This window comes from Streptodolium elevatio, from assembly GCF_053592165.1.
Genome location: NZ_JBSFVE010000005.1, coordinates 248,994 through 273,305, shown reverse-complemented (window position 1 = coordinate 273,305; position 24,312 = coordinate 248,994). Strand labels below are relative to the sequence as shown.

The 24,312-nt window shown below is 72.3% G+C and carries 23 protein-coding genes and 1 pseudogene; 14 read left to right on the top strand and 10 right to left on the bottom strand.

What is annotated here, in order from left to right; genetic code table 11:
• Window positions 1-391: 391 nt before the first annotated feature.
• The 3 genes and pseudogenes from rox (at window position 392) to ACWD12_RS12890 (ending at window position 3,084) form a co-directional block, all read left to right on the top strand.
• A complete protein-coding gene (gene rox / locus ACWD12_RS12900) occupies window positions 392-1,864 on the top strand; it encodes a rifampin monooxygenase (RefSeq protein ID WP_450099575.1) in 1,473 nt (490 codons plus the stop codon).
• A 248-nt stretch (window positions 1,865-2,112) separates the two neighbouring features.
• A pseudogene (locus ACWD12_RS12895) lies at window positions 2,113-2,310 on the top strand (ABC transporter permease); the annotation flags it as partial.
• 243 nt (window positions 2,311-2,553) lie between these two features.
• Entirely contained in the window at window positions 2,554-3,084 is a 531-nt protein-coding gene (locus ACWD12_RS12890; protein WP_450099574.1) for a cupin domain-containing protein, read from the top strand.
• A gap of 18 nt (window positions 3,085-3,102) precedes the next feature.
• On the opposite strand, the gene ACWD12_RS12885 is transcribed toward ACWD12_RS12890, so the two are convergent.
• Window positions 3,103-4,059 (bottom strand): GlxA family transcriptional regulator, encoded by a 957-nt coding sequence (locus tag ACWD12_RS12885; protein WP_450099573.1) that lies wholly within the window; start codon window positions 4,057-4,059, stop codon window positions 3,103-3,105.
• Between the two features lie 199 nt (window positions 4,060-4,258).
• Here ACWD12_RS12885 and ACWD12_RS12880 point away from each other — a divergent pair, with 199 nt between their 5' ends.
• From ACWD12_RS12880 to ACWD12_RS12870, 3 genes are all read left to right on the top strand, one after another.
• Window positions 4,259-4,738: a hypothetical protein gene (locus tag ACWD12_RS12880; protein ID WP_450099572.1), complete on the top strand. Its 480-nt coding sequence runs from the start codon at window positions 4,259-4,261 to the stop codon at window positions 4,736-4,738.
• A gap of 143 nt (window positions 4,739-4,881) precedes the next feature.
• Window positions 4,882-5,472: a TetR/AcrR family transcriptional regulator gene (locus ACWD12_RS12875; protein ID WP_450099571.1), complete on the top strand. Its 591-nt coding sequence runs from the start codon at window positions 4,882-4,884 to the stop codon at window positions 5,470-5,472.
• 66 nt (window positions 5,473-5,538) lie between these two features.
• Complete coding sequence (locus tag ACWD12_RS12870) at window positions 5,539-6,693, top strand: nitroreductase/quinone reductase family protein (protein ID WP_450099570.1); 1,155 nt, start codon at window positions 5,539-5,541, stop codon at window positions 6,691-6,693.
• Between the two features lie 24 nt (window positions 6,694-6,717).
• Here ACWD12_RS12870 and ACWD12_RS12865 read toward each other — a convergent pair whose 3' ends face one another.
• The gene (locus ACWD12_RS12865) at window positions 6,718-8,187 is read right to left on the bottom strand and encodes a hypothetical protein (RefSeq protein ID WP_450099569.1); all 1,470 of its coding nucleotides are present in this window, start codon (window positions 8,185-8,187) and stop codon (window positions 6,718-6,720) included.
• A 123-nt stretch (window positions 8,188-8,310) separates the two neighbouring features.
• Here ACWD12_RS12865 and ACWD12_RS12860 point away from each other — a divergent pair, with 123 nt between their 5' ends.
• Together ACWD12_RS12860 and ACWD12_RS12855 are read left to right on the top strand one after the other, a co-directional pair.
• Window positions 8,311-9,495 carry an epoxide hydrolase family protein gene (locus tag ACWD12_RS12860; RefSeq protein WP_450099568.1) on the top strand — a complete coding sequence of 395 codons (1,185 nt, stop codon included), beginning with the start codon at window positions 8,311-8,313 and terminating at the stop codon, window positions 9,493-9,495.
• 139 nt (window positions 9,496-9,634) lie between these two features.
• Complete coding sequence (locus ACWD12_RS12855; protein ID WP_358352123.1) at window positions 9,635-10,309, top strand: lysophospholipid acyltransferase family protein; 675 nt, start codon at window positions 9,635-9,637, stop codon at window positions 10,307-10,309.
• A gap of 71 nt (window positions 10,310-10,380) precedes the next feature.
• Here the strand turns inward: ACWD12_RS12855 and ACWD12_RS12850 are convergent, their stop codons facing one another.
• From ACWD12_RS12850 to ACWD12_RS12835, 4 genes are all read right to left on the bottom strand, one after another.
• Complete coding sequence (locus ACWD12_RS12850) at window positions 10,381-11,964, bottom strand: ABC transporter substrate-binding protein (RefSeq protein WP_450099567.1); 1,584 nt, start codon at window positions 11,962-11,964, stop codon at window positions 10,381-10,383.
• Between the two features lie 143 nt (window positions 11,965-12,107).
• Window positions 12,108-13,397: an amidohydrolase family protein gene (locus tag ACWD12_RS12845; protein ID WP_450099566.1), complete on the bottom strand. Its 1,290-nt coding sequence runs from the start codon at window positions 13,395-13,397 to the stop codon at window positions 12,108-12,110.
• A complete protein-coding gene (locus ACWD12_RS12840; RefSeq protein WP_450099565.1) occupies window positions 13,384-14,109 on the bottom strand; it encodes a TetR/AcrR family transcriptional regulator in 726 nt (241 codons plus the stop codon). The genes ACWD12_RS12845 and ACWD12_RS12840 overlap by 14 nt, the downstream gene beginning before the upstream one ends.
• A gap of 79 nt (window positions 14,110-14,188) precedes the next feature.
• Window positions 14,189-14,629: a PaaI family thioesterase gene (locus ACWD12_RS12835; RefSeq protein WP_450099564.1), complete on the bottom strand. Its 441-nt coding sequence runs from the start codon at window positions 14,627-14,629 to the stop codon at window positions 14,189-14,191.
• Between the two features lie 255 nt (window positions 14,630-14,884).
• On the opposite strand from ACWD12_RS12835, the gene ACWD12_RS12830 reads away from it, so the two are divergent.
• The 3 genes from ACWD12_RS12830 (at window position 14,885) to ACWD12_RS12820 (ending at window position 18,231) form a co-directional block, all read left to right on the top strand.
• Window positions 14,885-15,727 carry a nitrilase-related carbon-nitrogen hydrolase gene (locus ACWD12_RS12830; protein ID WP_450099650.1) on the top strand — a complete coding sequence of 281 codons (843 nt, stop codon included), beginning with the start codon at window positions 14,885-14,887 and terminating at the stop codon, window positions 15,725-15,727.
• Window positions 15,728-15,731: 4 nt separating this feature from the next.
• The gene (gene hydA / locus ACWD12_RS12825) at window positions 15,732-17,132 is read left to right on the top strand and encodes a dihydropyrimidinase (RefSeq protein ID WP_450099563.1); all 1,401 of its coding nucleotides are present in this window, start codon (window positions 15,732-15,734) and stop codon (window positions 17,130-17,132) included.
• An 85-nt stretch (window positions 17,133-17,217) separates the two neighbouring features.
• Window positions 17,218-18,231: a TIGR03842 family LLM class F420-dependent oxidoreductase gene (locus ACWD12_RS12820; RefSeq protein WP_450099562.1), complete on the top strand. Its 1,014-nt coding sequence runs from the start codon at window positions 17,218-17,220 to the stop codon at window positions 18,229-18,231.
• Window positions 18,232-18,310: 79 nt separating this feature from the next.
• Here ACWD12_RS12820 and ACWD12_RS12815 read toward each other — a convergent pair whose 3' ends face one another.
• Complete coding sequence (locus ACWD12_RS12815; protein ID WP_358352136.1) at window positions 18,311-18,901, bottom strand: GNAT family N-acetyltransferase; 591 nt, start codon at window positions 18,899-18,901, stop codon at window positions 18,311-18,313.
• 312 nt (window positions 18,902-19,213) lie between these two features.
• On the opposite strand from ACWD12_RS12815, the gene ACWD12_RS12810 reads away from it, so the two are divergent.
• A complete protein-coding gene (locus ACWD12_RS12810; RefSeq protein ID WP_358352137.1) occupies window positions 19,214-19,687 on the top strand; it encodes a GNAT family N-acetyltransferase in 474 nt (157 codons plus the stop codon).
• A gap of 90 nt (window positions 19,688-19,777) precedes the next feature.
• Here ACWD12_RS12810 and ACWD12_RS12805 read toward each other — a convergent pair whose 3' ends face one another.
• The 3 genes from ACWD12_RS12805 to ACWD12_RS12795 form a co-directional block, all read right to left on the bottom strand.
• A complete protein-coding gene (locus ACWD12_RS12805; protein ID WP_450099561.1) occupies window positions 19,778-20,215 on the bottom strand; it encodes a GNAT family N-acetyltransferase in 438 nt (145 codons plus the stop codon).
• A gap of 68 nt (window positions 20,216-20,283) precedes the next feature.
• Window positions 20,284-20,934, bottom strand: coding sequence for an MBL fold metallo-hydrolase (locus ACWD12_RS12800; RefSeq protein WP_450099560.1), 651 nt, complete (start codon window positions 20,932-20,934; stop codon window positions 20,284-20,286).
• A 156-nt stretch (window positions 20,935-21,090) separates the two neighbouring features.
• Entirely contained in the window at window positions 21,091-21,972 is an 882-nt protein-coding gene (locus ACWD12_RS12795) for an IclR family transcriptional regulator (protein ID WP_450099559.1), read from the bottom strand.
• 139 nt (window positions 21,973-22,111) lie between these two features.
• On the opposite strand from ACWD12_RS12795, the gene ACWD12_RS12790 reads away from it, so the two are divergent.
• Together ACWD12_RS12790 and ACWD12_RS12785 are read left to right on the top strand one after the other, a co-directional pair.
• Window positions 22,112-23,332: a cytochrome P450 gene (locus ACWD12_RS12790; protein WP_450099558.1), complete on the top strand. Its 1,221-nt coding sequence runs from the start codon at window positions 22,112-22,114 to the stop codon at window positions 23,330-23,332.
• Window positions 23,333-23,441: 109 nt separating this feature from the next.
• Window positions 23,442-24,287, top strand: coding sequence for a type II toxin-antitoxin system PemK/MazF family toxin (locus ACWD12_RS12785; RefSeq protein ID WP_450099557.1), 846 nt, complete (start codon window positions 23,442-23,444; stop codon window positions 24,285-24,287).
• Window positions 24,288-24,312 lie beyond the last annotated feature (25 nt).

The window sequence follows — 24,312 nt, the reverse complement described above, 5'->3', positions numbered from 1 at the left end:
CGCTGACCGAAGTCGCTGACCGAAGCGACTGACCGAAGCGGCTGACCGGCCCCCGGAGCCGGCGCCAAACCCCGGTTGAGACGAAGAGGTGGCCGCGCTCGACGGCCTAGCTGTCCTGAACTTTGACAGCAGGCTCGAGCGCGGCCACCTCGCGTATTCAGCTGTACGACGACTGTCCGCCTCCGACCTGCACCTCGGACCTCGGATCCGCCATTGGACGGGGTGACGCACAATCTTGTACCTTGCACGTGCCCGTGACACCGCCCGAGGAGGTGAGACCCATGAACGCTGTAGCCATGTGGGTGCTCCCCCTTGCCGTCGCGGTCGGGCGACTGACGTAGTTGTCGCCGGGAGTGCCACGCCAACAAGGCACTCCCGAAAGGCAACACCTATGTACTCTCCGCAGTTCACCACCGCCCCGTCGCCGGACAACACGGCCGCCATCGATGTGATCATCGCCGGGTGCGGGCCGACCGGCGCGATGCTGGCCGCCGAACTTCGGCTGCACGGCGTACGGGTACTCGTTCTGGAGAAGGAATCCGAACCCGTCTCGTACGTCCGCATCGTCGGTCTGCACATTCGCAGCATCGAACTGCTGGCCATGCGCGGCCTGCTGGAGCGCATCCGCGCACACGGACGGCAGCGCCCGGCCGGCGGGTTCTTCGCCGCCATCAACAAGCCCGCGCCCCAGGGCCTGGATTCCGCGCACGCCTACTTGCTGGGCATCCCGCAGCGGGTCATCGTCCGCCTGCTCGAAGAACACGCGGTCGAGCTGGGCGCACGGGTGCGGCACGGCTGTGCGCTGGCCGGTTTCGCGCAGGACGACGAGGGGGTGACCGTCGAGCTGGCCGACGGCGAACAGCTCCGTACGCGCTACCTCGTCGGTTGCGACGGCGCGCGCAGCGCGGTACGGAAGTTGCTCGGCGTCGGCTTCCCCGGCGAGCCCTCGCGGACCGAGACGCTGATGGGCGAGATGGAAGTCGGCGTACCGCAGGAGGAGATCGCCGCGAAGGTGGCCGAAGTCGGGCAAACCGAGAAGCGGTTCTGGCTCAGGCCCGTCGGCGAAAGGGCGTACAGCGTTGTGGTGCCCGCAGCGGGAATCGGCGATCGCACGGTGCCACCCACCCTCGAGGAGTTCAGGCGACAACTGCGCGCCATCGCCGGAACCGACTTCGGCGTGCACTCACCGCGCTGGTTGTCCCGCTTCGGGGATGCCACCCGGCTGGCCGAGCGGTACCGGGTCGGGCGGGTGCTGCTGGCCGGCGACGCGGCCCACATCCATCCGCCCACTGGCGGACAGGGCCTCAACCTGGGCGTCCAGGACGCGTTCAACCTGGGCTGGAAGCTCGCCGGACAGGTCCGCGGCTGGGCACCGGAAACCCTGCTGGACACCTACCACGCGGAGCGCCATCCGGTCGCCGCGGAAGTGCTGGACAACACCCGCGCCCAGATGGAGCTGCACTCCCCCGAGCCCGGCCCTCAGGCGTTGCGCAGGCTCCTCACCGAACTGATGGACTTCGACGAGGTGAACCGCCACCTCATCGAGAAGATCACCGCAATCGGCATCCGCTACGACTTCGGCGAAGGCCCCGACCTGCTCGGCCGCCGCCTGCCCGACATGGATGTGAAGCACGGCCGCCTCTACAACCTGATGCACCACGGCCGCGGCCTGCTCCTCGACCGTACCGAACGCCTGACCGTCGGCGGCTGGTCCGACCGTGTCGACCACCTGGCGGACCCCACCACGGCACTGGATGTTCCGTCCGTCCTCCTACGTCCCGACGGCCACGTCGCCTGGACCGGCGACGACCAACGAGACCTGAACGCCCACCTGACCCGCTGGTTCGGCAACCCCGCCAACTGACCGCGCCCCAACCGCCGAGAAGCCGGTAGTCAACGACCGTCCAGAGACCCATGGCACCCGCCACACCGCGTCCCCGAACTGAGCAAGGAACACCGTCCACACCAAGTTCAGTTCGGGGACCACTCGACGTCGGCATGTCCAGGAGTTCAGACGGCCCGAACTCGACGCCATCGACGAGCGGTATCGCCGGGCCCGCCGGATTCTGTGGAGGTCGTGGCCCGGGTCGAGCCGGCCGCCGCGTGTCGGCCGGCGGAGTCGGCGGGGTGGCGCTGGGCGCGGTGGTGACGACGGTGTGCGCGGGTACGCGCGGCTGGCCCGCCGTGCTGCCCCTGTGGGCGACCGGTGGCGGCCTGGCCGCGACCCTCGTGATCGGCGCGGTCGCCGGCCTCTACCCGGCCATCCGGGCGTCCCGCCTGCCGCCGACGGAGGCACTCACCGCGCCCTGAGCACACGCACTCAGGGCATCCTCCCCGGGAGATCGCCGACGTGACGCCGCTGGACGTGTGCGACACGATCCGCGACACAACTGCCCTAGCACTGCGCAAGCACTGCGGGACGGCTGCGGGGCTGCGGGACGGCCACGGAAAAGTCTGCACAAAGTCCCCGACGGTTGCTCGTTCTGCCCTTGCAGGCAAGGGAGTTGCGGGTCCAGCATGTCCCGTCGGCGATCTCCCGAGAATCGAGGCAACATGACCGACGGCCTGATCCTCCCGCCCGGCGCCGGACGCCCCGTCGGCAACTCCGGCATGACGCTCAAGCTGGGCGAGGAGACCTCGGGCCTCTGGTCGGTCTTCGAGACCGTGGTGCAGCCGGGCTTCGACGTGGGTGCGCACTTCCACCACGAGGCCGAAGAACTGTTCTACATCCTCGATGGCGAACTCGACCTGCTGGCCTTCAATCCGAGCGTGCGCACCGAAGGCGACTGGCAAGCCTGGGAGTCGGCGTCCGGCGACAAGGTGGCGCGGGGCACGACCGGCAGCCTGATGCACGTTCCGGCGGGCTGCGCCCACGCGTTCGCCAACCCCGGAACGACTCCGGCGCGCATGCTCTTCCTGGTCGCCCCCGCGGGCCACGAGAACTACCTCCGGGAACTGGCCGACCTGCTGGCGGCCGGCGGCCCGCCCGACCCGTCCGCGATATCCGAACTGCGGGCCCGCCACGACATCCACCAGCTCACGCCCCTGCGCGGAGGCGGCGGCCCCGGCGGCCCTCGCCCGTGACGGCGGCCACCACCCGGCTCAGCCCACGGGTTCCGGGGCGCGGAAGGACCGCCGGTAAGCCTGCGGGCTGACGCCGACGGTGCGCTTGAAGCGGTCGCGGAAGGCGGTCGGCGAACCGAACCCGGCCTGCACGGCGATGCGTTCGACGGAGTGCGTGGTGGACTCCAAGAGGTACTGCGCGCGGCGGACGCGCATGCGCTGGAGCCATTGCAGCGGGGTGGTACCGGTCTGCTCGCGGAAGCGCCGGTTGAGGGTACGCGTGCTCATACCCGCTTTGGCGGCGATGTCGTCGAGGCTGAGGTCCCGCCCGCAGTTGTCCTCCATCCAGCGCAGCAGCGGCTCCATCGTGGATCCGGCCGGCGCCGGCGGCTTCTCGTGCACGATGAACTGCGCCTGGCCGCCTTCGCGTTCCAGCGGTACGACGGCGAGTCGTGCGGTGTCGGCGGCGACCGCCGAGCCGTAGTCGCGACGCACCATGTGCAGGCACAGGTCGAGCCCGGCCGCGGCGCCTGCCGAGGTGAGGATCTGCCCGTTGTCGACGTACAGGACATTCGGGTCGACGTCGATGTCGGGGTGCAGCTCGGCGAGGCGGTCGGCCGCCAGCCAGTGGGTCGTGGCGCGCAGCCCGTCGAGCAGGCCGGTCTCGGCCAGGACCAGCGCGCCGGCGCAGATCGACGCGATGCGGGTGCCGTTGGCGGCGGCCTTGCGGAGGGCGTCGACGGTCTCGTCGGGCACGGGCGCGGTGAACTCGTGGGTGCCGGGCACGATGACCGTGTCGGCCTGTTCCAGCGCGTCCAGGCCGTAGGGCGCGCGGATCCCGAACAGGGCCGACTCCACCTCGGGGGTCGCCGCGCAGACGATGACGCGGTAGCCGGGCCGACCGTCGGGCAGGCGCGTCAGGCTGAAGACCTCCATCGGCGTCACGAAGTCGAACGCGATGACCTGGTCGAGCGCGAGGACGGCGACGGTGTGCATGGCGCAAGACTAGGTGTCCACCCGAATCCCGCCAAGCCCGTCTGACCTGGCTATCCGTCCGCTCATCCGCGGCGTCGCACCCGGTCGTGGTCATGGCGAGAACCCGTTGGAACCTGTCACTTTCGCCACTTCTGGGTGGCCCGGAACGCCGCTTAGCGTCGGTGCCGTCGCTTTGCCGCCTTCCGGGAGAACCGCCGCCGTGACCAAGTTCCTGTTGATCCTGCACGTCCTGGTGGCGATCGTCGCCATCGGTCCGGTGACCGTCGCGGCCAGCCGCTTCCCGGCCGAGGCGCGGCGCGCGCTCGCCGATCCGGGCGACCCCGGCGCGGTGTCGTCGGTACGGCAGTTGCACCGCATCTGTGTGACGTACGCGTTCGTCGGCGCGGCGGTGCCGGTGTTCGGCTTCGGCACCGCGAGCAGCATGGGCGTCCTGGGGAGCGCGTGGCTGATCGCGTCGATCGTGCTCACCGCCCTGGCGGCCGTCGCCCTCGGCGGCCTGATCCTGCCGCGGCAGGCCGCCATCGTGACCGCGCTGTACGCTCCCCCGGCCGAACGCGACCCGCTCCCCGGCCGCGAGGCGACCGTACGCCTGGCCATGTTCACCGGGATCTTCAACATCCTCTGGGCCGTGGTGACGATCCTGATGATCGTCCGCCCAGGCTCCACGACCGGCGCCTAGTGTGCACCCGACGGTCGGCGCGGTCGTCGTGCGCGCCTCCCTGCACGGACACCCTGCGGCGGAGACCTGCGCGGACACTCTGCGCCGATACCGGCACGGGCGGAGCGGCCAGGCCGGAGTCAGCGTCGGGTATTTTCCGCCGCATGGGACGCAAACCGAACCCTGAGCGCCGGCCGGAGATCCTGCGCGCGGTCGTGGACGAATTGGCGCGCACCGGGCTGGGCGACCTGTCGCTGAGGCCGCTCGCGGGGGCGCTGGGAGTGAGCACGTACACACTGACTTACCAGTTCGGCACCAAGGAGGAACTGCTGCGAGCGGTACTGGAGTTCGTGGAGGAGGAACAGGTCGGCACCGCGCGCGCCGCGGTGCGCGACGCCGCGGGGGACGTGGGCACGGTGGTGGCCGCGTACTGGGAGTGGGTCACGGTTCCCGAGCATCTGGCGCGCGTCCGGCTGGTGTTCGAGGCGCTGACCATTCCCCGGGTCGCGGACCTGCTCGCCGACGACTTCCGGGCGCGGCTGATGTCCGCGTGGGTCGAGTTCCTGACGGGCGATCTGGTCGGCGCGGGGATGGCTCGCGACGACGCGGAGGCCGAGGCCACGATCGCGGCGTCGGCGCTGGCGGGGATGCTGCTCGACCTCCTGGCGACGGGCGACCGGGAACGGCTGGGACGGGCCGCGCGGCGCCTCGCCGCACACCTCCGCGACCTCCAACTCGCGTGCCGGGCACGGTGATCGACGGAGAACCGAGCCGCGGGCAAGGCGTTGCCTTTTGACATGACGCTCGTTATGTTTATTGCCATGACGACTCCGTGCGCCGCCTCATCCCGCTCCGCACACTCCGACGCCCAGGCCGAAGCCCGATCGGTCGCCGGGGCGGCCGCGGCCTCCACCGAACGCCCTCGTCCCGACGGCGCCGTGCCGCGCCGTGCCCACGCCTCGCGGACCGAGACGCTGCGCTGGGAGGGAACCGCCTGGGCGGTCGTCGGCGCCGCCTGGGTCGCCTCGGCATGGCCGGGCCTCCTCGTCGAGTGGGGCGGCCCCGCGTCGGCCGTCGCCGCCGGACTCGCCCTGGCCGCGTTCTTCGTCCTGTGGCAGGCGCTCACGCACGGCACTCCCCTCGGCCGCGTCGGCGAGCGCGTGCTGCGCGCCCGGCCGGGACGACGCCGTAAGTCCCGAGCCCACGTACGGGCCACCGTCATCGCCGACGCCGTCGTGATCGGCGGGTCAGGGGTGCTGTGGTGCGTGGCCGCCCGCGAGTTCGCCTGGTCCGAGGCCGTCACCGGCGGCTTCGCACAGGTCGCCGCGGGCACCGCCTTCCTGGCGTGGGGGGCGCTGCACATCCCGGCGGTCCGCCGCCTGCGCGGCACCCCCCTCGACGCGGACGTGGTCAGCCGCCGGGTACTGGGTGCGGGCGCGATGACCGTCGCCCCGGCCACCACGGCACGCACCACCGAAAACGCCCCTGGAAACGCCACCGAATCCGCCGCCGGGCACGGCGCCGAGCGCGCCGCGGAGCAGGCCGCCGCCCTGGACGCCGCCGAGGCGCGGCACCGCAAGGTCCAGACCCGCCGGCTCCAGCGCCGGCTACTCAACCCGCCGATGCGGATGCTCGCGTGCTCGGGCGTACTCCCCCACCACGCCGTCATCGAGACCACCGGGCGCACGACGGGACGTCGGCGCCGCACGGTCGTCGGGGTGGTCCGCGACCCGGACTCCGTGGTGTGGCTGGTCGCCGAGCACGGACCACGCGCGGGGTACGTGCGCAACCTCGTGGCCGACCCGAACGTACGCGTGCACCTGCGCGGCCGCTGGCTCCCCGGCGTCGCCGCGCTCCTGCCGGACGACGACGTGGCCGCCCGCCTCGCCGCCTTCCCCGCGCATCACGCGCGTACGCTCGGCAAGTTCGCCACCACGCCGGCGACCGTCCGGGTCCGTCTCGCCCCGGCGGCCTGACCGTTCGCGCCCCGCGAGTGCCGGTCAGTGGCCGGGTGGCTTCGGGGGCCGGGCGCCGACGCTGCGCAGGGGGCGTACCGCGCGGGCCGACACGGCGACGCACGGCGTGTCCTGCTCGCGGGCGACGAGCATCACGAACTCGGCCCCGGCGTAAGGCGGTCCGAACAGGACCGCCTCGCAGGCGCGCGGCTGCCACGGCGTCGGGTGCCACATGGGGGTGTAGGCGTAGTGCGGGCCGGCGGACGCGGTCTCGGCCTTCTTGGCGAGATCGACGCCGTCCGGCCCGGGCGACGGCGGATAGGCACCGAAGGGCGTCGCCCAGTACTCGACCTTCGTCCGGAACAGCGGCCACCCGCGCGACTCGTCGTCGGCCGCGAACACCTGCACCGTCCGGCTGTCGACGAACAGCACCTGCACACGCAGGGCCGCCACGGCCGCGCCGCCGGGGCGCAGACGCCGCGCGCGCCTGCGGATGCGCAGCGCCCCCGTGGTCAGCATCAATCCGGGCACGGCGCACACCAGGATGCCGAGCCACCAGGTGATTCCGTCGAAGCGCTCGTCGGCGATCCGGGTCCAGTCGCCGTCGACCAGCACGCCGACCCGTTCGCCCGCCTCGCGGTCGTAGTCGTCGCTCTCGGATATGCGGTGCCCGCGCTCGCCGTCGACCTGCAGCGTGGCGGTCGTGTCGTCGACGTCGACGATCGTCGCCCACACCGTGTCCGCGCGCCGGGCGTGTGCGCGGTCGTCCGCGAAGGCGTCGAGCAGGCCCCATAAGCAGAGTCCGCTGAGGGCCAGCGCGCCGAGGCCGAACACGAGGCGTGCGACGGCGCGTTGCACGGTTCGCCCGAGGACGGCGGCGGGCACCGTGTGGGACACCGCCCCGGCGGCCTCCTCGGCGGCGTAGCGCTGGTCTCGTACGCGCGTGACGCGTAGCGCGGAGGTCACGACCGCCCATGCCAGCCCGGCGAGCAGCAGCCACCACGGCCACGTGGCGCCGATGTCCTCGGGGCGCGGCGGATACAGGACGAGCGCGAGGCCGAGTCCGACGAAAGCGCCGACGACGGCCAGGACGGGCTGGGCGAACAGCGCCGCAACGGCCAGCAGGAGGCCGCCGAGCAGGACGTACAGCACCCATTCGGGGCCGCACTCCCCGGTGTTCGAGTCGCATGCGGTGTCGACCGGGAGCGAGCCGAGCCCCACGACGCCGACGACGATGGCCGCCACCGGCGGGTACGGCGAGGTCCACCACGGCGCCCTGATCGCCGCCCACACCTGGGCCGCGGCGGTCGTCCACGCGCGCGTGTCCGGCGGCACGGCCTCGGGCGGCAGCGGGATGGGTGCGCGCGTGTCCGGCTGCGTCGTGCCGGCGAGCGGGATGCCGAAGGGGTATTGCGGTGGCATCGCCTGTTGCTGCCAGGCCTGGTGCTGTTCCCATGGCTGCTGTTGCCACGGTGGGTGCTGCCCGGGCTGCTGCGGCGGGAACGGCGAGTTCACCTGGGCAGTATGGCGAAACGGCGTCGGTCCCGCTTGATGTCCGAGCAGGTTCGGGATAGGACACAAGGAAATTGACGACTCGTCATATGTCCGGCCGGGTGCGGCCGGGGATCGGATGCCGCGATGACCCAGTCTGCTGCCGTGCCGGCACACGACGCCGTTCCCGTCGGCGACGGCGCGATTCGTCCGTTTCGGATCGAGGTGCCGGACGCCGTGCTGGCCGACCTGCGCGACCGCCTCGCGCGCACGCGGTGGCCGGAGCCGGTGCCGGGCACGGGCTGGGACGCGGGCACGGACACCGCGTACCTGCGCGAGCTGTGCGCGTACTGGCAGGACGGGTACGACTGGCGGCGGCACGAGGCGCGGCTCAACGCCCACCCGAACTTCCTGACCGAGATCGACAACCAGCCGCTGCACTTCCTGCACGTACGCTCGGCCGACCCCGACGCGCTGCCGCTCGTCGTCAGCCATGGCTGGCCCGGCTCGGTCGCGGAGTTCCTCGACGTCATCGGCCCGCTGACCGAACCCGGCCCGGACGCGTTCCACGTCGTGTGCCCGTCGCTGCCCGGCTACGGCTGGTCGAGCCCGGTGCGCGAGGCCGGCTGGGGGCCGGCCCGCATGGCCTCCGCCCTCGCCGAGCTGATGGACCTGCTCGGGTACGCGCGGTACGGCGCCCAGGGCGGCGACTGGGGCTCCATCGTCTCCACCGAACTGGCCCGCGCCCACCCGTCGCGCGTCGCGGGCCTGCACGTGAACCTGCTCATCGCCGGCCCCGGACCGGACGACGACCCCGCCGACTTCACCGACGCGGAACGCGCGTCGCTCGCGCGCATGCGGGAGTTGGGCCGCGACGAGGCCGGCTACCTGCGCCAGCAGGCCACCAAGCCGTACACGCTGGGCCACGGGCTCGTGGACTCCCCCGCCGGGCTCGCGTCGTGGATCGTCGAGAAGTTCCGCGGCTGGAGCGACTGCGATGGCGACGTGGAGAGCCGCTTCACCCGCGACGAGCTGCTCACGAACATCACGCTGTACTGGGTCACGGCGACGGCGCACTCGGCGGCCCGGCTGTACTACGAGAACGCGCACACGGTGTCGCCGACCGCCGGGCAGCGCATCGAGGTGCCGACCGGGTGCGCGTACTTCCCGGCCGAGAAGCTCGGTACGCCGTCGCGGCGGTGGGCCGAGCGGCAGTACAACATCACGCACTGGACCGACATGCCCGCGGGCGGCCACTTCGCCGCGATGGAGGAACCGGAGGCGCTGGTCGACGACATCCGGACCTTCTTCCGCCCCTTGCGCGGCAAGTGACCGGATTCAGCCGGTGGCGCGCGCCGGGGAGGCGCACAACGTGACTGGCTGGTAACCACTCGTAGGGGTGGGCGGCTCATCATGGGAGGACCTCGAATGGGTAGGGTGACCCCTGCCCTAAACCCGACCGGGGGAAGCCGTGCTGATCTACCACTTCATGCATCGCGTCGTCGCACCGACCTCGCGGGCGATTTGGCGTCCCCATGTCGAGGGGACCGAGAACGTGCCGAAGACCGGTGGTGTGATCATCGCCAGCAACCACCTGTCGTTCTGCGACAGCCTGGTCATCCCGATTGTCGCGCCGCGCCAGGTGACATTCCTGGCCAAGGCCGAGTACTTCGACGGCAAGGGCGTCAAGGGCGCGGCGAGCCGGGCGTTCTTCGAGGGCCTCGGGGCGGTCCCGGTGCCCCGCGAGCAGAAGCGCGGCGCGATGGCGGCGCTGGAGGCCGGCAAGGGCGTGCTCGACCGCGGCATGGCCTTCGGCATCTATCCGGAGGGCACCCGGTCGCTGGACGGCCGGCTCTACCGGGGCAAGACCGGTGTCGCGTGGCTCGCGCTGACCGCCCGGGTCCCGGTCGTCCCGGTGGGCGTCATCGACACCGACAAGGTCCAGCCGGTCGGCACGCGCATCCCCAAGTTCAAGCCGAAGGCGCTCGTGCGCTTCGGCGAGCCGCTGGACTTCTCGGCGCACTACGACCGCAAGGACGTGGCCAAGGCCCGCCGCGAGGTCACCGACGAGATCATGGACGCGATCCAGAAGCTCTCGGGCCAGGAGCCCGCGGGCGTCTACAACGAGCGGCCGACCGAGGTCTGACCGCAGCACCGGTGGCCGGCGGTCGGGTCACCGGGCGAGCCGGGTACGCCGACCGCCGCGGGCCGTTGCCGTCAGGCACGCAGTGCGAGGCGGTCGAACAGCACCGTGCCGTCGTTGAACAGCGTGACGTCCGTCAGGGTGTTCTTGTGCGCCAGCGCCGCGACGGCGTTCTGAAACACCCAGACGGGCAGGTCGGCGTCCAGTCGGCGCTGCACTTCCGCGTACGCCGCGGCGCGCACCGCCGGGTCGGTGCTGCGCCGCCCGGTGTCCAGCGCCCGGTCGACGTCCGCGTTGCGGTAGCCGGTCCACGCGGTCGCGCCGCCGCTGTGCAGGAAGGTGTACAGCGCGGGCTCGGGGTCGTCGATCCACAGGGTGAAGACCGATGCCTGGAAGTCCCGGGAGATCTGGGTCTTGAGGGTCATGGCCCCTGGTTCCAGGGTCTCGATGCGCATCGAGGCGTTCCGCAGTGTCTGCAGCCGCGACTGGATGTACTCGGCGGTCTTCACGCTCGGCGGTGACGCGTACGTCGTGAAGGTGAAGTCGAGCGGCCGTCCCTCGGCGGCGAGGGCGTCCAGCAGGCGCTGCGCCTCGGCGGTGTCGTCGTCCGGGGTGCGGGACGCCGGGTCGTGGAAGGCCGTCCCGGGCGCGAACATCCCGCGGGCCGCGGGCGCCTTGCCCTGGTACACCACGGAGTTGAACCCTTCGGCGCTGAGCGCGAGGACGACGGCACGCCGCGCCCGCGGGTCGTCGAACGGCGGGCGGGCGGAGTTGAAGACCACCATCTTGCCGCCGGACAGGTCGAGTTGCTCGACGGTGACGCCGTCCTTGCGGCCCTTGTCGATGAGCTGGTAGTCGACCGTGACCATGGCGGTGGCGCTTCCGGTGGCCACCGACGCCATCGCCTGCTGGATGTCGGGGACGACCTTGAAGGTGACCCGGTCGAGTGCGGGTTTGCCCGGCTGCCAGTACGCGGGGTTGCGCTCCAGCACCATCTGCGCGTCGCGCTGCCACTGCCTGAGCACGAACGGCCCCGCCCCCACCGGCTTGGCGCCGAACCCCTTCGGGTCCTTACGGTAGGCCTCCGGCGATCCGATGTACGTCAGGTTCTTCGCCACCACCCGGTCGAAGTGCGCGTTGGGCGCCGGGAGTTCGATGCGCAGGACGAGCGGCTCGACGACCTGGAGGCGCAGGCCCGCCGCGCTCGACAACTGCGGCGACCGGTTGGCCGGGTCGGCGTGGCGCTCGTAGGTGAAGCGCACGGCCTCGGCGTCGAAGGGCGTGCCGTCCGAGAACCGCACGCCGGGCCTGATCCGCAGGGTCCACACGCGCCCGTCGTCGGCGGCGGTGATGCTCTCGCCGATTCCCGGGCCGACCCGGCCGGTCTTGGGGTCCATCCAGAACAACACGTCGTAGACGGCGGCGAGGCGGTTGCCGTCGCCGACGCCGTTGACGGCGGCCGCGGTCGGGTCCAGGCCGCGGGCCGCCTCGGTGGGCAGCAGGATCGTGGCGGAACCGCCTTGCCGGGGCGGGCCGGACGCGCCGGCCGGGCCGGAGCCGGAGCCGCCGCTGTCTCCGCCGCATGCGGAGACCAGGGCGAGCACGGTGGCGGCGGCTGTCGCGGCGAGGGCACGCCGAAGTGTTCGAGGCGTACGCATGGGGGACTCCCGTCGGTCCGGAGGGCACACCCGGCGGGCCGCCCGCCCCGGACGGTGGGGCCGGGGGCGGCCGGGCGGGCGGCGACGTGCGGAGTTTGATCGAGGCGCGGGTCGGGGCGTACTCGGGGCGTACGGGGAGCCGGTCAGGCCCAGGGGCCGACGGTGCGGAAGGCGAACGGGCTGGCGCCGGCCGGGACGGTGTCCAGCGGCGAGTCGATCTCGTCCCACGTCATCGCGCCGATCGCGCGTGCCGTGCCGGCGAGTGCGGCCGCGTCGAGGCCGTACACCTTGGCGGCCGTGCCGCCGAGCATCGCGCGCACGGCATCCCTGTCGAGACCCGCGAACGTCCGGCGGATCGACAGCTTGCCCATGGCGACGCGCTCGGCGTCGGGGGTCTCGGGGCGCTGGTACTGGTACGTGCCCTCCATGTGCGGATAGTCCGAGCCCCACATGATGCGGTCGGCGTACCCGTCCCGGATCGCGCCGACGGCCTCGGTGCGGGAGAGGAAGCTGCCCCCGATGTAGACGTTGCGGTGCAGGTAGTGGCTGGGGAGTTCGGGGACCTGTGCGGCGAGCCCGGGGTTGCCGCGGGTCGCGGACATGTGCACGGTGTCCAGTTCGGTCGCCAGATACGGCCACCACTCGCCCGGCTGCTCGGTCAGGACCAGGACGAGGCCGGGGTGCCGTTCGAACACGCCGGAGAAGATCATGTGGTGTGCCGCGCGGCGGCTGAACCAGCCGCCGGACTCGATCTGCTGGAGGGCGCCGAGTTCGGGGCCCGCGTACAACGTCGGGTCGCCGGCCCCGGAGTGGGTGGTCAGCGGCATCGACAGTTCCTCGGCGGCGGCCCAGAACGGCTCCCAGGCGCGGTCGTTGTAGTGCCGCAGCCACGGGCGCGGCGCGGGGAAGTTCACGCCGCGCAGGCCCGCGTCCGCCGCCCGGCGCAGCTCGGCCACCGCGGCGTCGACGTCCCACATCGGCAGGTGCGCGAGGCCGACGTGGCGGTGCGGCGCCGCCCGGCACACGTCGGCGAGCCAGCGGTTGTAGATCCGGATGCCGGCCGCGGCGAGCTCCGGGTCGTCGTTGGGGCCGAGCATCGAGGTCTGGAAGGGCACCGGCTGGTCGTTCTGGCTGCCGTGGAAGACGACTTCCGCGGCGATTCCCTCGTGGTCCAGGTCGCGGCGGCGGGCGGCGGGGTCGTGGTGACCGTCGGTGAGCCGGTTCCGCCACGGGGAGTCGGGGTCGACGGCGTCCTCGCGCTCCAGGTAGCGGCCGCGCGAGCGGCCGGGGTCGGCGACGTACGCGTCGTACGCGTCGAGCAGGCCGGCCGGGCAGTACGGACGCAGGTCCTCGACGAGGCGCGGGCCTATGTGGCAGTCGGCGGACACGACGACGACCGGCTCGGTCGAGGAGTCGCGGTCATTCACGGGCACGGGAATCTCCCTTGCTGGAACCGGTGTTCATGTCTCCCGCCGCACCGGCGAGGACCGCCAGGGCGGCCAGCGCCCGCTCCTGGAGGCCGTCCGCGGCGCCCTCGGCGGCCCAGCGCTCGGTGACGTCGTCCAGGACCGCCACGACCGCGGTGGCCAGGACGTGGGCGGACTCGCGTGACAGGCCCTCGCGTTCGGCCACCGCCTCGGCGATGCCATCGCGCCACTGCCCGAGCAGGCCGAGCGCGCGGCCGCGCAGGACCGCCGAACTGGCGATGGCGCGTCGTTGCAGGGCGAGTCGCCGCAGCGACTCGGCGCCCATGGGCGGCTGTTGGGCCACCGCGCCGAGGACGGCGCGCAGCGGCGGCTCGTCGGCCGGGCGGGCGATGACCGCGGCGCGCAGCGCGGGCACGCGTACACCGCGCTCCGGGAACAGCAGGGCGTCCTTGGCCGGGAAGTACCGGGCCACGGTGGCCGGCGAGACGCCGGCGCGGGCCGCGATCTCGGGCACGGTGGTCGTGTCGTAGCCGCGCTCGGCGAACAGGTCGAGCGCGGCGTCGACGATGGCTGCCCGCACCAGCAGCTTCTTGCGGGCGCGCAGGCCGCCGCCGGAAGCCGGGCCCGGGTCGGAGCCGGGGTCGGGGCCGGCCGCCGCGGCGTCGCGGAGGCCGGTTTGCGGGGAGAAGTCGGAAACGGGGATGGGGATCGGCAGCACGCCGTGATGATTGCCGACTCTCATTTGAGAGTCAACACTCATTATTTCCGCTTCGGGCGGTCCGCCCGCCGGCCTTCGGCTATTGGGCGCGGCGCACGGTGCCCTGGGCGGTCGCGCAGATGCGCTCGACACCGCTCTCGTCGAGGGCCGCGATCTCGCAGGAACACACCGCCTGGGACCGCGTCGACGTCAGCACGGTCGCACGGGCCCGCAGGAGCACACCCGAGGCGGGACGCACGTACGTCACCGCGAAGCCGGCGGTCAGAATCGCCGGGCCGAGGACCGTGCCCGCCGCGAAGGTGACGGCGTTGTCCGCGAGGTAGGCGAGCACTCCCCCGTGCACGAACCCGTTCTGCTGCCGCAGTTCCTCGCGTACGTCGACCTCGATCGTCGCGCCGCCGTCGCCGAAGGCCGTCAGGCGGGCGCCGAGCAGCACGCTGAACGGCTGGGCCTCCAGCGTCTTCGATGCCGTCCGGAGGTCGAGCGGAGGCCCGCCCTCCGCCGAGTGTCCTGCTCCCATGCCGCCTCCCGAGATCGCTGCCCAGTCGCCGCCCAGCCGCTGCCCGGTCACCGCCCGGCCGCTGCCGGGGTGCCACCGGGATCGTCGCCGAGATCACTACCGACCGGTAACCCCATCATGCCGCGACCTCCCGCGCGAGGGCAGGCCGCGACACATGGATTCGTCGGCGCCGCCTCCTTCTCCCGGGGCAGGTCACGGAGTTACAGTCGTCGCTTCCCTTTGCGGGGGATTTGCCTAGCGATGAGGGGGTTCGTTATGCCGCAGATCGTGCGCGCCGCGCTCGTACAGGCCAAGTGGACGGGCGACGGTGCGTCGATGGTGGACGTCCACGAGGCATACGCCCGGCAGGCCGCCGCGCAGGGGGCCCAGATCATGGGCTTCCAGGAGGTGTTCAACGCCCCCTACTTCTGCCAGGTCCAGGAACCGGAGCACTACGGCTGGGCCGAACCGGTGCCCGAGGGCCCGACGACCGCCCGTATGAGCGCCCTCGCGCGGGAACTGGGCATGGTGCTCGTCGTGCCGGTCTACGAGGTCGAGCAGTCCGGCTTCTACTACAACACCGCGGCCGTCATCGACGCCGACGGGACCGTGCTCGGCAAGTACCGTAAGCACCACATCCCGCAGGTCAAGGGCTTCTGGGAGAAGTACTACTTCCGGCCCGGCAACCTCGGCTGGCCGGTGTTCGACACCGCGGTCGGCCGGATCGGCGTCTACATCTGCTACGACCGCCACTTCCCGGAAGGCTGGCGCGCGCTGGGCCTCGCGGGCGCGCAGCTCGTGTACAACCCGTCGGCGACCAGCCGCGGACTGTCCGCGTACCTGTGGCAACTCGAACAGCCCGCGGCCGCGGTCGCCAACGAGTACTTCATCGCGGCGATCAACCGCGTCGGGGTCGAGGAGTACGGCGACAACGACTTCTACGGCACCAGCTACTTCGTCGACCCGCGCGGGCAGTTCGTGGGCGAGCCCGCGTCCGACCGAGACGAGGAACTCGTGGTCCGCGACCTCGACTTCGGCCTGATCGACGAGGTCCGCAACCAGTGGGCCTTCTACCGCGACCGGCGCCCCGACGCGTACGGCCCGCTGACGGAGGCATGACGACGTGGCCCGCACCCTGATCCGCGGCGGCCTTGTGGTGACCGCCGCCGAGGAGACGTACGCCGACGTGCTGGTCGACGGCGAGCGCGTCGCGGCCCTCGCCGCACCCGAGGTCGCCGAGGCCTGGGCGCCCGGCGCGGACCGCGTCGTCGACGCGACCGGGATGTACGTGATCCCGGGCGGCGTGGACGCGCACACCCACATGGAGATGCCCTTCGGCGGCACGGTCGCGTCCGACACGTTCGAGACCGGCACCCGCGCGGCCGCGTTCGGCGGCACGACGACGATCGTCGACTTCGCCATCCAGCAGGTCGGCGGGACCCTGCGCGCGGGGCTCGACGCGTGGCACGCCAAGGCCGACGGCAACTGCGCGATCGACTACGCGTTCCACATGATCCTCGCGGACGTGAACGACGCGGTGCTCAAGGAGATGGACCAGCTCGTCGGCGAGGGCGTCACCAGCTTCAAGATGTTCATGGCCTACCCGGGCGTCCTCTACAGCGACGACGGACGCATCCTGCGTGCGATGCAGCAGGCCGCGAACAACGGGGCGCTGCCGATGATGCACGCGGAGAACGGCATCGCCATCGACGTGCTGATCGAGCAGGCGCTCGCCAACGGGCGGACCGATCCGCGCGTGCACGGCGAGGTCCGCAAGGCCCTGCTGGAGGCGGAGGCGACCCACCGGGCGATCCAGCTCGCGCGCGTCGCCGGCAGCCCGCTGTACGTGGTGCACGTGTCGGCCGCGGAGGCCGTCGCCGAACTGACCGCTGCCCGGGACCTCGGCCTGAACGTGTTCGGCGAGACGTGCCCGCAATACCTGTTCCTGTCGACGGACGACCTGGCCCGCCCCGGCTTCGAGGGCGCGAAGTACGTCTGCTCCACGCCTCTTCGGCCGGTCGAGCACCAGGCCGCCCTGTGGCGCGGCCTGCGGTCCGACGACCTGTCCGTGGTGTCCACCGACCACTGCCCGTTCTGCTTCGTGGGCCAGAAGGACCTCGGGCGCGACGACTTCTCGAAGATCCCCAACGGCCTCCCCGGCGTCGAGAACCGCATGGACCTGCTGCACCAGGCGGTGCTCGACGGGCACATCACGCGGCGCCGCTGGATCGAGCTCGCGTGTGCGACCCCGGCAAGGATGTTCGGGCTCTATCCGCGGAAGGGCACCATCGCGCCCGGCGCGGACGCCGACCTGGTGGTGTACGACCCGGCCGCCGAGCAGACGGTGTCCGCCGCGACGCATCACATGAACGTCGACTACTCGGCGTACGAGGGCCGGCGACTCACCGGCCGGGCCCGCACGGTGCTCTCGCGCGGCACGGTCGTGGTGGACGACGGGAAGTACACGGGGCACGCCGGACACGGCTCGTACCTCAAGCGCGACACCTGCCAGTACCTGGTGTGAACGGTGTGAACGGCATCGACGGTGTGATCGCCGTGATCGGCCCCCGGCGTGGCCCTGGTAGGGCCCGGTAAGGAGACAAACCCGCATGGACTTCGGTCTGGTGCTCCAGGCGGACCCGCCCGCGTCCGAGGTCGTCGAGCTGCTGAAGACCGCCGAGCGCGCCGGGTTCACGCACGGCTGGACGTTCGACTCCGTCGTCTTGTGGCAGGAGCCGTTCGTCATCTACAGCCGCGTGCTCGCCGAGACGTCGACGATCACCGTCGGACCGATGGTCACCAATCCGCTCACGCGGGACTGGACCGTCACCGCCTCGCTGTTCGCGACCCTCAACGAGATGTACGGCGACCGCACCATCTGCGGCATCGGGCGCGGCGACTCGGCGGTCCGGGTCCCCGGCGGCAAGCCGGCCACGCTGGAACGCCTCGGCGAGGCCATGCGCGTCGTCAAGGAATTGGCCGAGGGCCGCGAGGTCGACATGCACGGCACGCGCGTGCGGATCCCGTGGGTGCGGGAGGGGTCGAGCCTGCCGATGTGGATGGCGGCGTACGGTCCGCGGGCGCTGGAGCTGGTGGGGCGTCAGGCGGACGGCTTCATCCTGCAGTTGGCCGATCCGTACCTGACCGAGTACATGGTCAAGGCAGTGCGTGCCGCCGCGGTGCGCGCGGGCCGGGACCCCGCGGCGATCAAGGTGTGCGTCGCGGCCCCCGCCTACGTCTGCGAGGACACGGCCGCCGCGGTCGCCCACGCGCGCGAGCAGTGCCGGTGGTTCGGGGGCATGGTCGGCAACCACGTCGCCGACCTGGTGGCGCGGTACGGCGAGCACTCGTCGGCGGTCCCGGAGGAGCTGACCGAGTACATCAAGGGCCGGCAGGGCTACGACTACTCGCACCACGGCCGGGCCGAAAACCCGTCGACGCAGTTCGTCCCGGACGAAATCGTCGAGCGGTTCTGCCTCATCGGGCCGGTCGAGACGCAGTTGGAGCGCCTGATGGAGTTGCGGGACCTGGGCGTGGACCAGTTCGCCGTGTACGCGATGCACGACGCGCGCGAGTCCACCATCGCGGCGTACGGCGAACGGATCATCCCCGTGCTGTCGTGACCTCGCGTGCTCGACCGGCCGCGGGCCCGGCCGCCCGGCCGACCCGCGGGCCGGCCGGGCGGAGGCGCCACGCGGCCGGTCAGTCGTCCCGGCCGCTGGGCGGCGTGTGGTCGCGCAGCATCATCGTGTAGAGCGGGGCGAGCGGGTACGGCCGCGAGAAGCCGACGGAGCGGTACCCCTGGCTGTCCCAGAACCCGACCGCGGCCGGGGAACTGGCGCGCAGCGTCAGCGTGGTGCGCGTGCCGGTCCACGGGCCGACCAGGGCGTTGTGCATCGCGGTGCCGAGGCCCTGGCGCCGGTAGGCCTTTCGTACCGCGAACTCGTAGACCGCGAAGGTCTGCCGGCCGTCCTCGACCGTCATCGGCTCGGGCAGCGGGTCGACCATGCCGGACCACCAGCGGTTGTCCGCGGGCAGCGGGACGCCCAGGCCGAACCCCATGGGTATCGAGTCCTCGGCGGTCCGGGCGAAGACGAGCGCGAAGCCGGGTGCGTCCAGGTGCCGGGGCAGCACGTTCTCGTCCCAGTCCCGGGCGTCGGACTCGGACCGAAGATACGGTTCTTCGGCATACACCTCGGTATATATCGTTCTGATCGTCTGCCGCATCGCCGGAACGGCGACCTCCTGGCCGGTGAGGTGGTCGAGCGTCCAGGGCACGGGCGCGGCGGTCACGGGAACTCCTTCGCGGGGACAGGGCGGAGCGCGTTGGGACGGGCGGTGCGGGGAACAGCCGGAGGACATCGTGGAGGACGGCGGCCCGACGCGACAACTGCGAATCCGCGCCCGGGACGACGGCGGGTCCGGGCGACCGGCAGGTGCGTGCGGAACGCCATCCCCCATGGGGGATGCCGGTGACGCCTCTTCGGTTCCCGGCGCAGGACAGTCCACGCGCGAGCGCGTGCGGACGCAAGGGCGACGGACCGTGCGATGCGCCACCCGCAATGCCGTGGCCCGCCACCCAAACCACCCGGTACCGTGCCGCACATGATCAGAACCGCCACGCGCGACGACGTTCCCACGATCCTGCGCTTCGTACGCGAGCTCGCCGAGTACGAGCGGGCCGCGCACGAGGTCCACGCCACCGAAGCGGATCTCGAACGCGATCTGTTCGGTCCGACCCCGGCCGCGAACGCGCTCATCGCCGAGGACGCGGACGGCACCCCGCAGGGCTTCGCCCTGTGGTTCACGTCGTACTCCACCTGGCTCGGCAAGCCCGGCGTCTATCTCGAAGACCTGTACGTCACGCCCGACTCGCGCGGCGGCGGCCACGGCCGCGCCCTGCTGGCCGAACTCGCCCGCATCGCCGTCGAGCGCGGGTACGGCCGCGTCGAATGGTCGGTCCTGGACTGGAACGACCCGGCGATCGGCTTCTACAAGTCGCTGGGCGCGACCCCGCAGGACGAGTGGACCGTCTACCGCCTGACCGGCAAGGCCCTCGACGACCTCGGCCGCCGCTGATCATTCCGTCTCCGGAGCGCGGAACAGGCCGGGTACGGCGGCCGGTTCCCGTCCGCGCTCCCGGTGAGGCGGCGCGCGTGCCGATTCCGGTCAACCGGCCGCGAGCGGCTTGACCCACCGCGTCCAGTGCGGCTCGGGCCGATACCCCGACGCCGCCCAGGCCGCGCGGCCCGAGGTGTTGCGGTCCAGGACCATGGCATCGCCGCGTCGCCCGCCGAGTGCGACGAAGCGCTGTTCCGCGGCGTCCAGGAGCAGGCGCCCGATGCCGCGCCGCCGCAGGGCCGGGTCCACGGCGAGCCGGTACAGGTGGCACCGCCATCCGTCCCAGCCGGCGACCACCGTACCGACGATGGCGGAGTCACCGGCGGCAGACGTCGCGATCAGCAGCGCGTCGGGGTCACGGGCGACCAGCCCGGCCACACCGTCCCGGTCGTCGCTGATGCTCGTGCCTTCGGCGGCCGCGGCCCAGAAGGCCAGTACGTCGTCGGTGTCGTCGCGGGTCGCGGCACGGATGCGGTAGTCGCTCATGCCATCTGTCTACAGCGCCTCCCGCGCGAGCCCAACCGGATTTGCGCACCCGGTCGGCGGCGTCGGGGTCAGCCCAAGGTGAGGGGCTCGCCCGGCGTCGCGGTGACGACGTCCCGCTCCGGCCCCTCGGTCAGGCCGGTCAGCAGACGCGTGTGCACCTCGCGGCCCGCGTCGCTCAGCACCGCGTCGTGGATGAGGATCGCGCGGCGCGGCGCCACCTCGCGCACGTAGTCCGCCGCCTCGGCGACCTTCAGCCAGGGCGCGGCGGCAGGGGTCAGCAGCGTCGGCACCGGCGCGTCGGGGACGGTCAGCGCGTCGCCGGGGTGGAACACCTCTCCGTCGACCAGGAACCCGACGTTGTCGACGAGTGGGATGTCGCGGTGGATGGTGGCGTGCTTCTCGCCGTACACGTGGACCGGGACGCCCCCGGTGCCGCCGATCTCGAACGTGTCGCCGTGCGTCACGGCCAGCACCCGGCCGCCGAGGTCGGCGAACTGTGCGGCGAGAGCCGGGTTCGTCCATACCTGGAGCTCGGGGTTGTCGGCCAGCGCGGCCCGCAGTTGGTCGGGCACGACATGGTCGAAGTGCTCGTGCGTCACCAGGACCGCGTCGGCGCCGTCGAGGACGTCGGCGGGGTTGAACGCGCCCGGGTCGATGACGATGGTGATGCCCTTGGCATGGAGGCGCACGCACGAGTGGCCGATCTTGGTGAGCTGCATGTCCGTACGGTACGCCTCGCCCCGTGCGATCCGACGGCGGCACGCTCGGGCCGGGTCCGGCGACAGCCCGGGCGGCCGGGGGCACGGCCCGGGCGGCCCGGACCGTGGCCGGGTGCGGGCGTGCCGAGGCGCGCCGGACGGGGCGCGAGGCGGCGGTCAGGCTCCCCCGATCCGCTCGGCGGCGGCCTGCAACTCGCGGATATACCATGCCCGTTCGTCCTTGCCGACTGCCGCCCGCAGCGGACCGATCTGCAACTCGTGCCGCGCGCGCCCGGCCCCGTCGAACACCGGAGCGGACAGATAGCTGAGGGGCAGCGGGCGGTCGTCGTCGAGGTCCGCCTTGGTGTACGGCTGTCCGCCGATCACGACCAACTGGTCCAGCACGCGCGACCGCAGGTCCGCCCGCCCCGGATGCGCGTCCAGCAGGTCCACGACGTCGCGCAGCACGGCCAGAAGCTGCCCGTGCTCGGCGGTGGGCCGCCACAGCGCGACGCCTGTCGCCTGGGCCAGCACCAGCAGTTCCGCCAGCTCTTCGCGGCTGCCCTCCGGTCCACGCGCGAGCCAGGCCGCGCGATCGGCGGGCGGGCGCCACGGCATCACGGCCGCGCCCCCGGGTGGTCGCAAGGGCAGGCGCGTCCCGACGGCGATGCCGGACGGCAGCGCCTCGGGGCCACCCGCGACGGCGACAAAGGTGATCTGCGCAGGGCCGATCTCGGACAGCGCCACCCCGCAGCCGAAAAGCTCGGCGAGGGCGTCGAGTTCGCGCGCGAGCGAATCGAGGACGCCCGCGCGGGTCCGGACCGCGTCCGCGACGCCCAGGAGCCCGGGGCCGAGGGTGTAGGTGCGGGCCGCCGGGTCACGGCGTACCCACCCGGTGGCCTCCAGCGCGGACAGGACGGCCGTGGTTGTCGACCGGTTGAGGTCGAGGCGCGCGGTCACGTCGGCCACCGTGAGCGGCGCCGGATCGGCGGCCAGGAGTTCGACGACGGCCACAACGCGGTGGGTGGGAGGCGAAGGGGATTCCGCGGTCTCGCTCATGCGCCGTCCGTTCCGGCGCCCTGGATGCTCCCGCGCCCTTGAATCGGCCGCACCCGCGGCCTAGAGTCCGCAACGGCACCGAATATACATCACCGGGATGGCGAATATTCGCCATCCTGCCAATGTCGAGGAGCTGTCGATGAGTTCCGCCTCCGATCAGCCCGATCTCATGGACACGCCTGACATCGAAGGGATCGACTTCGCCTTCGACGACATCGAGGACGTACACGCGGTCCTGGCCGACCTGCGCGCGAAGAAGCCGTACGCCGTCGTGCCGTACGCCGGATTCCGCGCCCTCCTGCTGCTCTCCCACGAGTTGGTCACGGCCGCGTTCAAGGACGAGGCGTCGTTCCCGTCCGCCGCCATCTACTCGGCGACCACCGAAGCCGTCCTGGGCCACACGATCCAGTGCATGAGCGGCGAGGAACACCGCATCAACCGCGCGTTGGTGGCACCCGCGTTCCGGCGCAAGCTCATGGACGGGCACGTCGCCGGCATCCTCGAACCACTCGCGCACGAGATCGTGGACCGCTTCGCCGACCGCGGATCCGCGGACCTGGTCGCGGAGTTCACGCACCAGTACCCCATCCAGGTGATCACCCGGCTGCTGGGCCTGCCGGTGGACGACGAGGAGCAGTTCCGGCGCTGGGCGTACGAGCTGTTCCACTACCCCTTCGCGCCCGAGGCGGCGGATCGGGCGTCGGCGGAGTTCACCGCATATGTGACGCCGATCGTGGCCGCGCGCCGCGCGCAGCCCGGTGGCGACCTGCTGTCCACGCTCGCCACGATCCGCGACGACGAAGGCCGCATGCTGTCGGACGAGGAGATCCTGTCGTTCCTGCGCCTGCTGTTCCCGGCCGGCGCGGACACGACATACCTCGGACTCGGGAACGCGCTGCTGGCCCTGCTCACTCATCCCGACCAGCTCGAACTGCTGCTCTCCGCACCCGAGAAGCACCTGCCCTGGGCCGTCGAGGAGGCGCTGCGCTGGGAACCGCCGGTGGGCCTGCTGCCGCGCATGTGCCCCGTCCGGGTGCGGGACTGGCACGGCATCGACATACCCGACGAGACACCGCTGATCTTCGGCATCACCGCCGCCAACCGCGACCCGCAGGTGTACCCCGACCCGGACCGCTTCGACATCACCCGACGCGCGATGGCCACCCTGGCGTTCGGCGACGGCCCGCACGTCTGCCTCGGCACGTTCCTCGCCATCGCGGAGATGCGCGTGGCCCTGAAGGTGGTGCTGGAGCGGCTGCCCGGCCTGCGCCTCGCAGAGGGCGCCGAAGTACGCGTGAAGGGCATGCTGACCACCGCGCTGCGCGGACCTGACCGGCTGCCGGTGACCTTCGGGGGCTGAACCTTCCCTACAGTGCTGTCCCGGCGACGACACGACTCGGCTCGGCAACGGCCCGCGATGCGTGAGGGCTCGAGTCATTCGAAGGGGCGGACGGCGTATGGCACAGCGCATGACACGGCCCACGGCATGGAGACGCAGGCTCACGGCAGTTGCGGCCCTGATCGCCGCATGGGCGCTGCTGGCGGCACCCGGGACCGTCGTGCACGCGGCGGTGAACGACCGCGACGACCAGGTCCCGGGCGCGGGGGGCGTCCCGTGGTCGGTCGCGTCGGCAATGGCCGCAGTCGGAGCGTACGTCTTCTGGCGCTACGTGGTGGTGCCGCGCGGCGGCCGTGACTTCCGCGGCCTGGCAGTCGGCTCGATCGCCCTCGTGGCCGGCGCCTCCGTCGTGGGCTTCGTGGTCGCCGCGATCGACCCCGCCAACGCGTACGCGAGCGGCCTGATCGCCTCGGCAATCTGCCTGGCGGCAGGTGCGCTCAGCCGCGCCCCTGCCGCCGCGGGCCGACCGCCGCGCAGCCGACCGGGCAGGCCTGCCTCGGGCTCACGGCCCTCAGGCGGCCGTCCGCGGCGGCAGCGGGGTACGGCCGGGCCGACGCGTACCGCACGCCCCCCGCGCGTCGTGCGGCCCACGCCGGGGTCGGCACCGTCCCCCGGCCAAATCTGGTTCGCGTCTGTTCCGTTCGACGACGTGGCCGAGACCAAGGACCGCCCGTGCCTCGTGGTCGGCACCGGCCCGCGCGGTGTCGACATTCTGAAGATCACCAGCCAGGACAAGTCGGGCCGCCCGGGGTACATCCGCATGCCGGTCGCGGGCTGGGACAAGTCGGCGACCCACGACAGCTGGCTCGAACTGGACCGTCCCCGTCGGATAGCCCGCTCGGCGTTCCGCCGCCCCCTCGGCATCTGCGACGAGGCCGTCTGGCGCCAGGTAAGCCGCCACCACAACGACCGCTAGCCGCCAGGCGTACGGCAGGATGGCG

What these genes read in the sequence shown, in the direction of transcription:
- rox (WP_450099575.1), top strand. Translation starts at nt 392, where the DNA reads ATGTACTCTCCGCAGTTCACCACCGCCCCGTCGCCGGACAACACGGCC.
- ACWD12_RS12890 (WP_450099574.1), top strand. Translation starts at nt 2,554, where the DNA reads ATGACCGACGGCCTGATCCTCCCGCCCGGCGCCGGACGCCCCGTCGGC.
- ACWD12_RS12885 (WP_450099573.1), bottom strand. Translation starts at nt 4,059, where the DNA reads ATGCACACCGTCGCCGTCCTCGCGCTCGACCAGGTCATCGCGTTCGAC.
- ACWD12_RS12875 (WP_450099571.1), top strand. Translation starts at nt 4,882, where the DNA reads ATGGGACGCAAACCGAACCCTGAGCGCCGGCCGGAGATCCTGCGCGCG.
- ACWD12_RS12870 (WP_450099570.1), top strand. Translation starts at nt 5,539, where the DNA reads ATGACGACTCCGTGCGCCGCCTCATCCCGCTCCGCACACTCCGACGCC.
- ACWD12_RS12860 (WP_450099568.1), top strand. Translation starts at nt 8,311, where the DNA reads ATGACCCAGTCTGCTGCCGTGCCGGCACACGACGCCGTTCCCGTCGGC.
- ACWD12_RS12850 (WP_450099567.1), bottom strand. Translation starts at nt 11,964, where the DNA reads ATGCGTACGCCTCGAACACTTCGGCGTGCCCTCGCCGCGACAGCCGCC.
- ACWD12_RS12835 (WP_450099564.1), bottom strand. Translation starts at nt 14,629, where the DNA reads ATGGGAGCAGGACACTCGGCGGAGGGCGGGCCTCCGCTCGACCTCCGG.
- ACWD12_RS12830 (WP_450099650.1), top strand. Translation starts at nt 14,885, where the DNA reads ATGCCGCAGATCGTGCGCGCCGCGCTCGTACAGGCCAAGTGGACGGGC.
- ACWD12_RS12820 (WP_450099562.1), top strand. Translation starts at nt 17,218, where the DNA reads ATGGACTTCGGTCTGGTGCTCCAGGCGGACCCGCCCGCGTCCGAGGTC.
- ACWD12_RS12810 (WP_358352137.1), top strand. Translation starts at nt 19,214, where the DNA reads ATGATCAGAACCGCCACGCGCGACGACGTTCCCACGATCCTGCGCTTC.
- ACWD12_RS12805 (WP_450099561.1), bottom strand. Translation starts at nt 20,215, where the DNA reads ATGAGCGACTACCGCATCCGTGCCGCGACCCGCGACGACACCGACGAC.
- ACWD12_RS12800 (WP_450099560.1), bottom strand. Translation starts at nt 20,934, where the DNA reads ATGCAGCTCACCAAGATCGGCCACTCGTGCGTGCGCCTCCATGCCAAG.
- ACWD12_RS12795 (WP_450099559.1), bottom strand. Translation starts at nt 21,972, where the DNA reads ATGAGCGAGACCGCGGAATCCCCTTCGCCTCCCACCCACCGCGTTGTG.
- ACWD12_RS12790 (WP_450099558.1), top strand. Translation starts at nt 22,112, where the DNA reads ATGAGTTCCGCCTCCGATCAGCCCGATCTCATGGACACGCCTGACATC.
- ACWD12_RS12785 (WP_450099557.1), top strand. Translation starts at nt 23,442, where the DNA reads ATGACACGGCCCACGGCATGGAGACGCAGGCTCACGGCAGTTGCGGCC.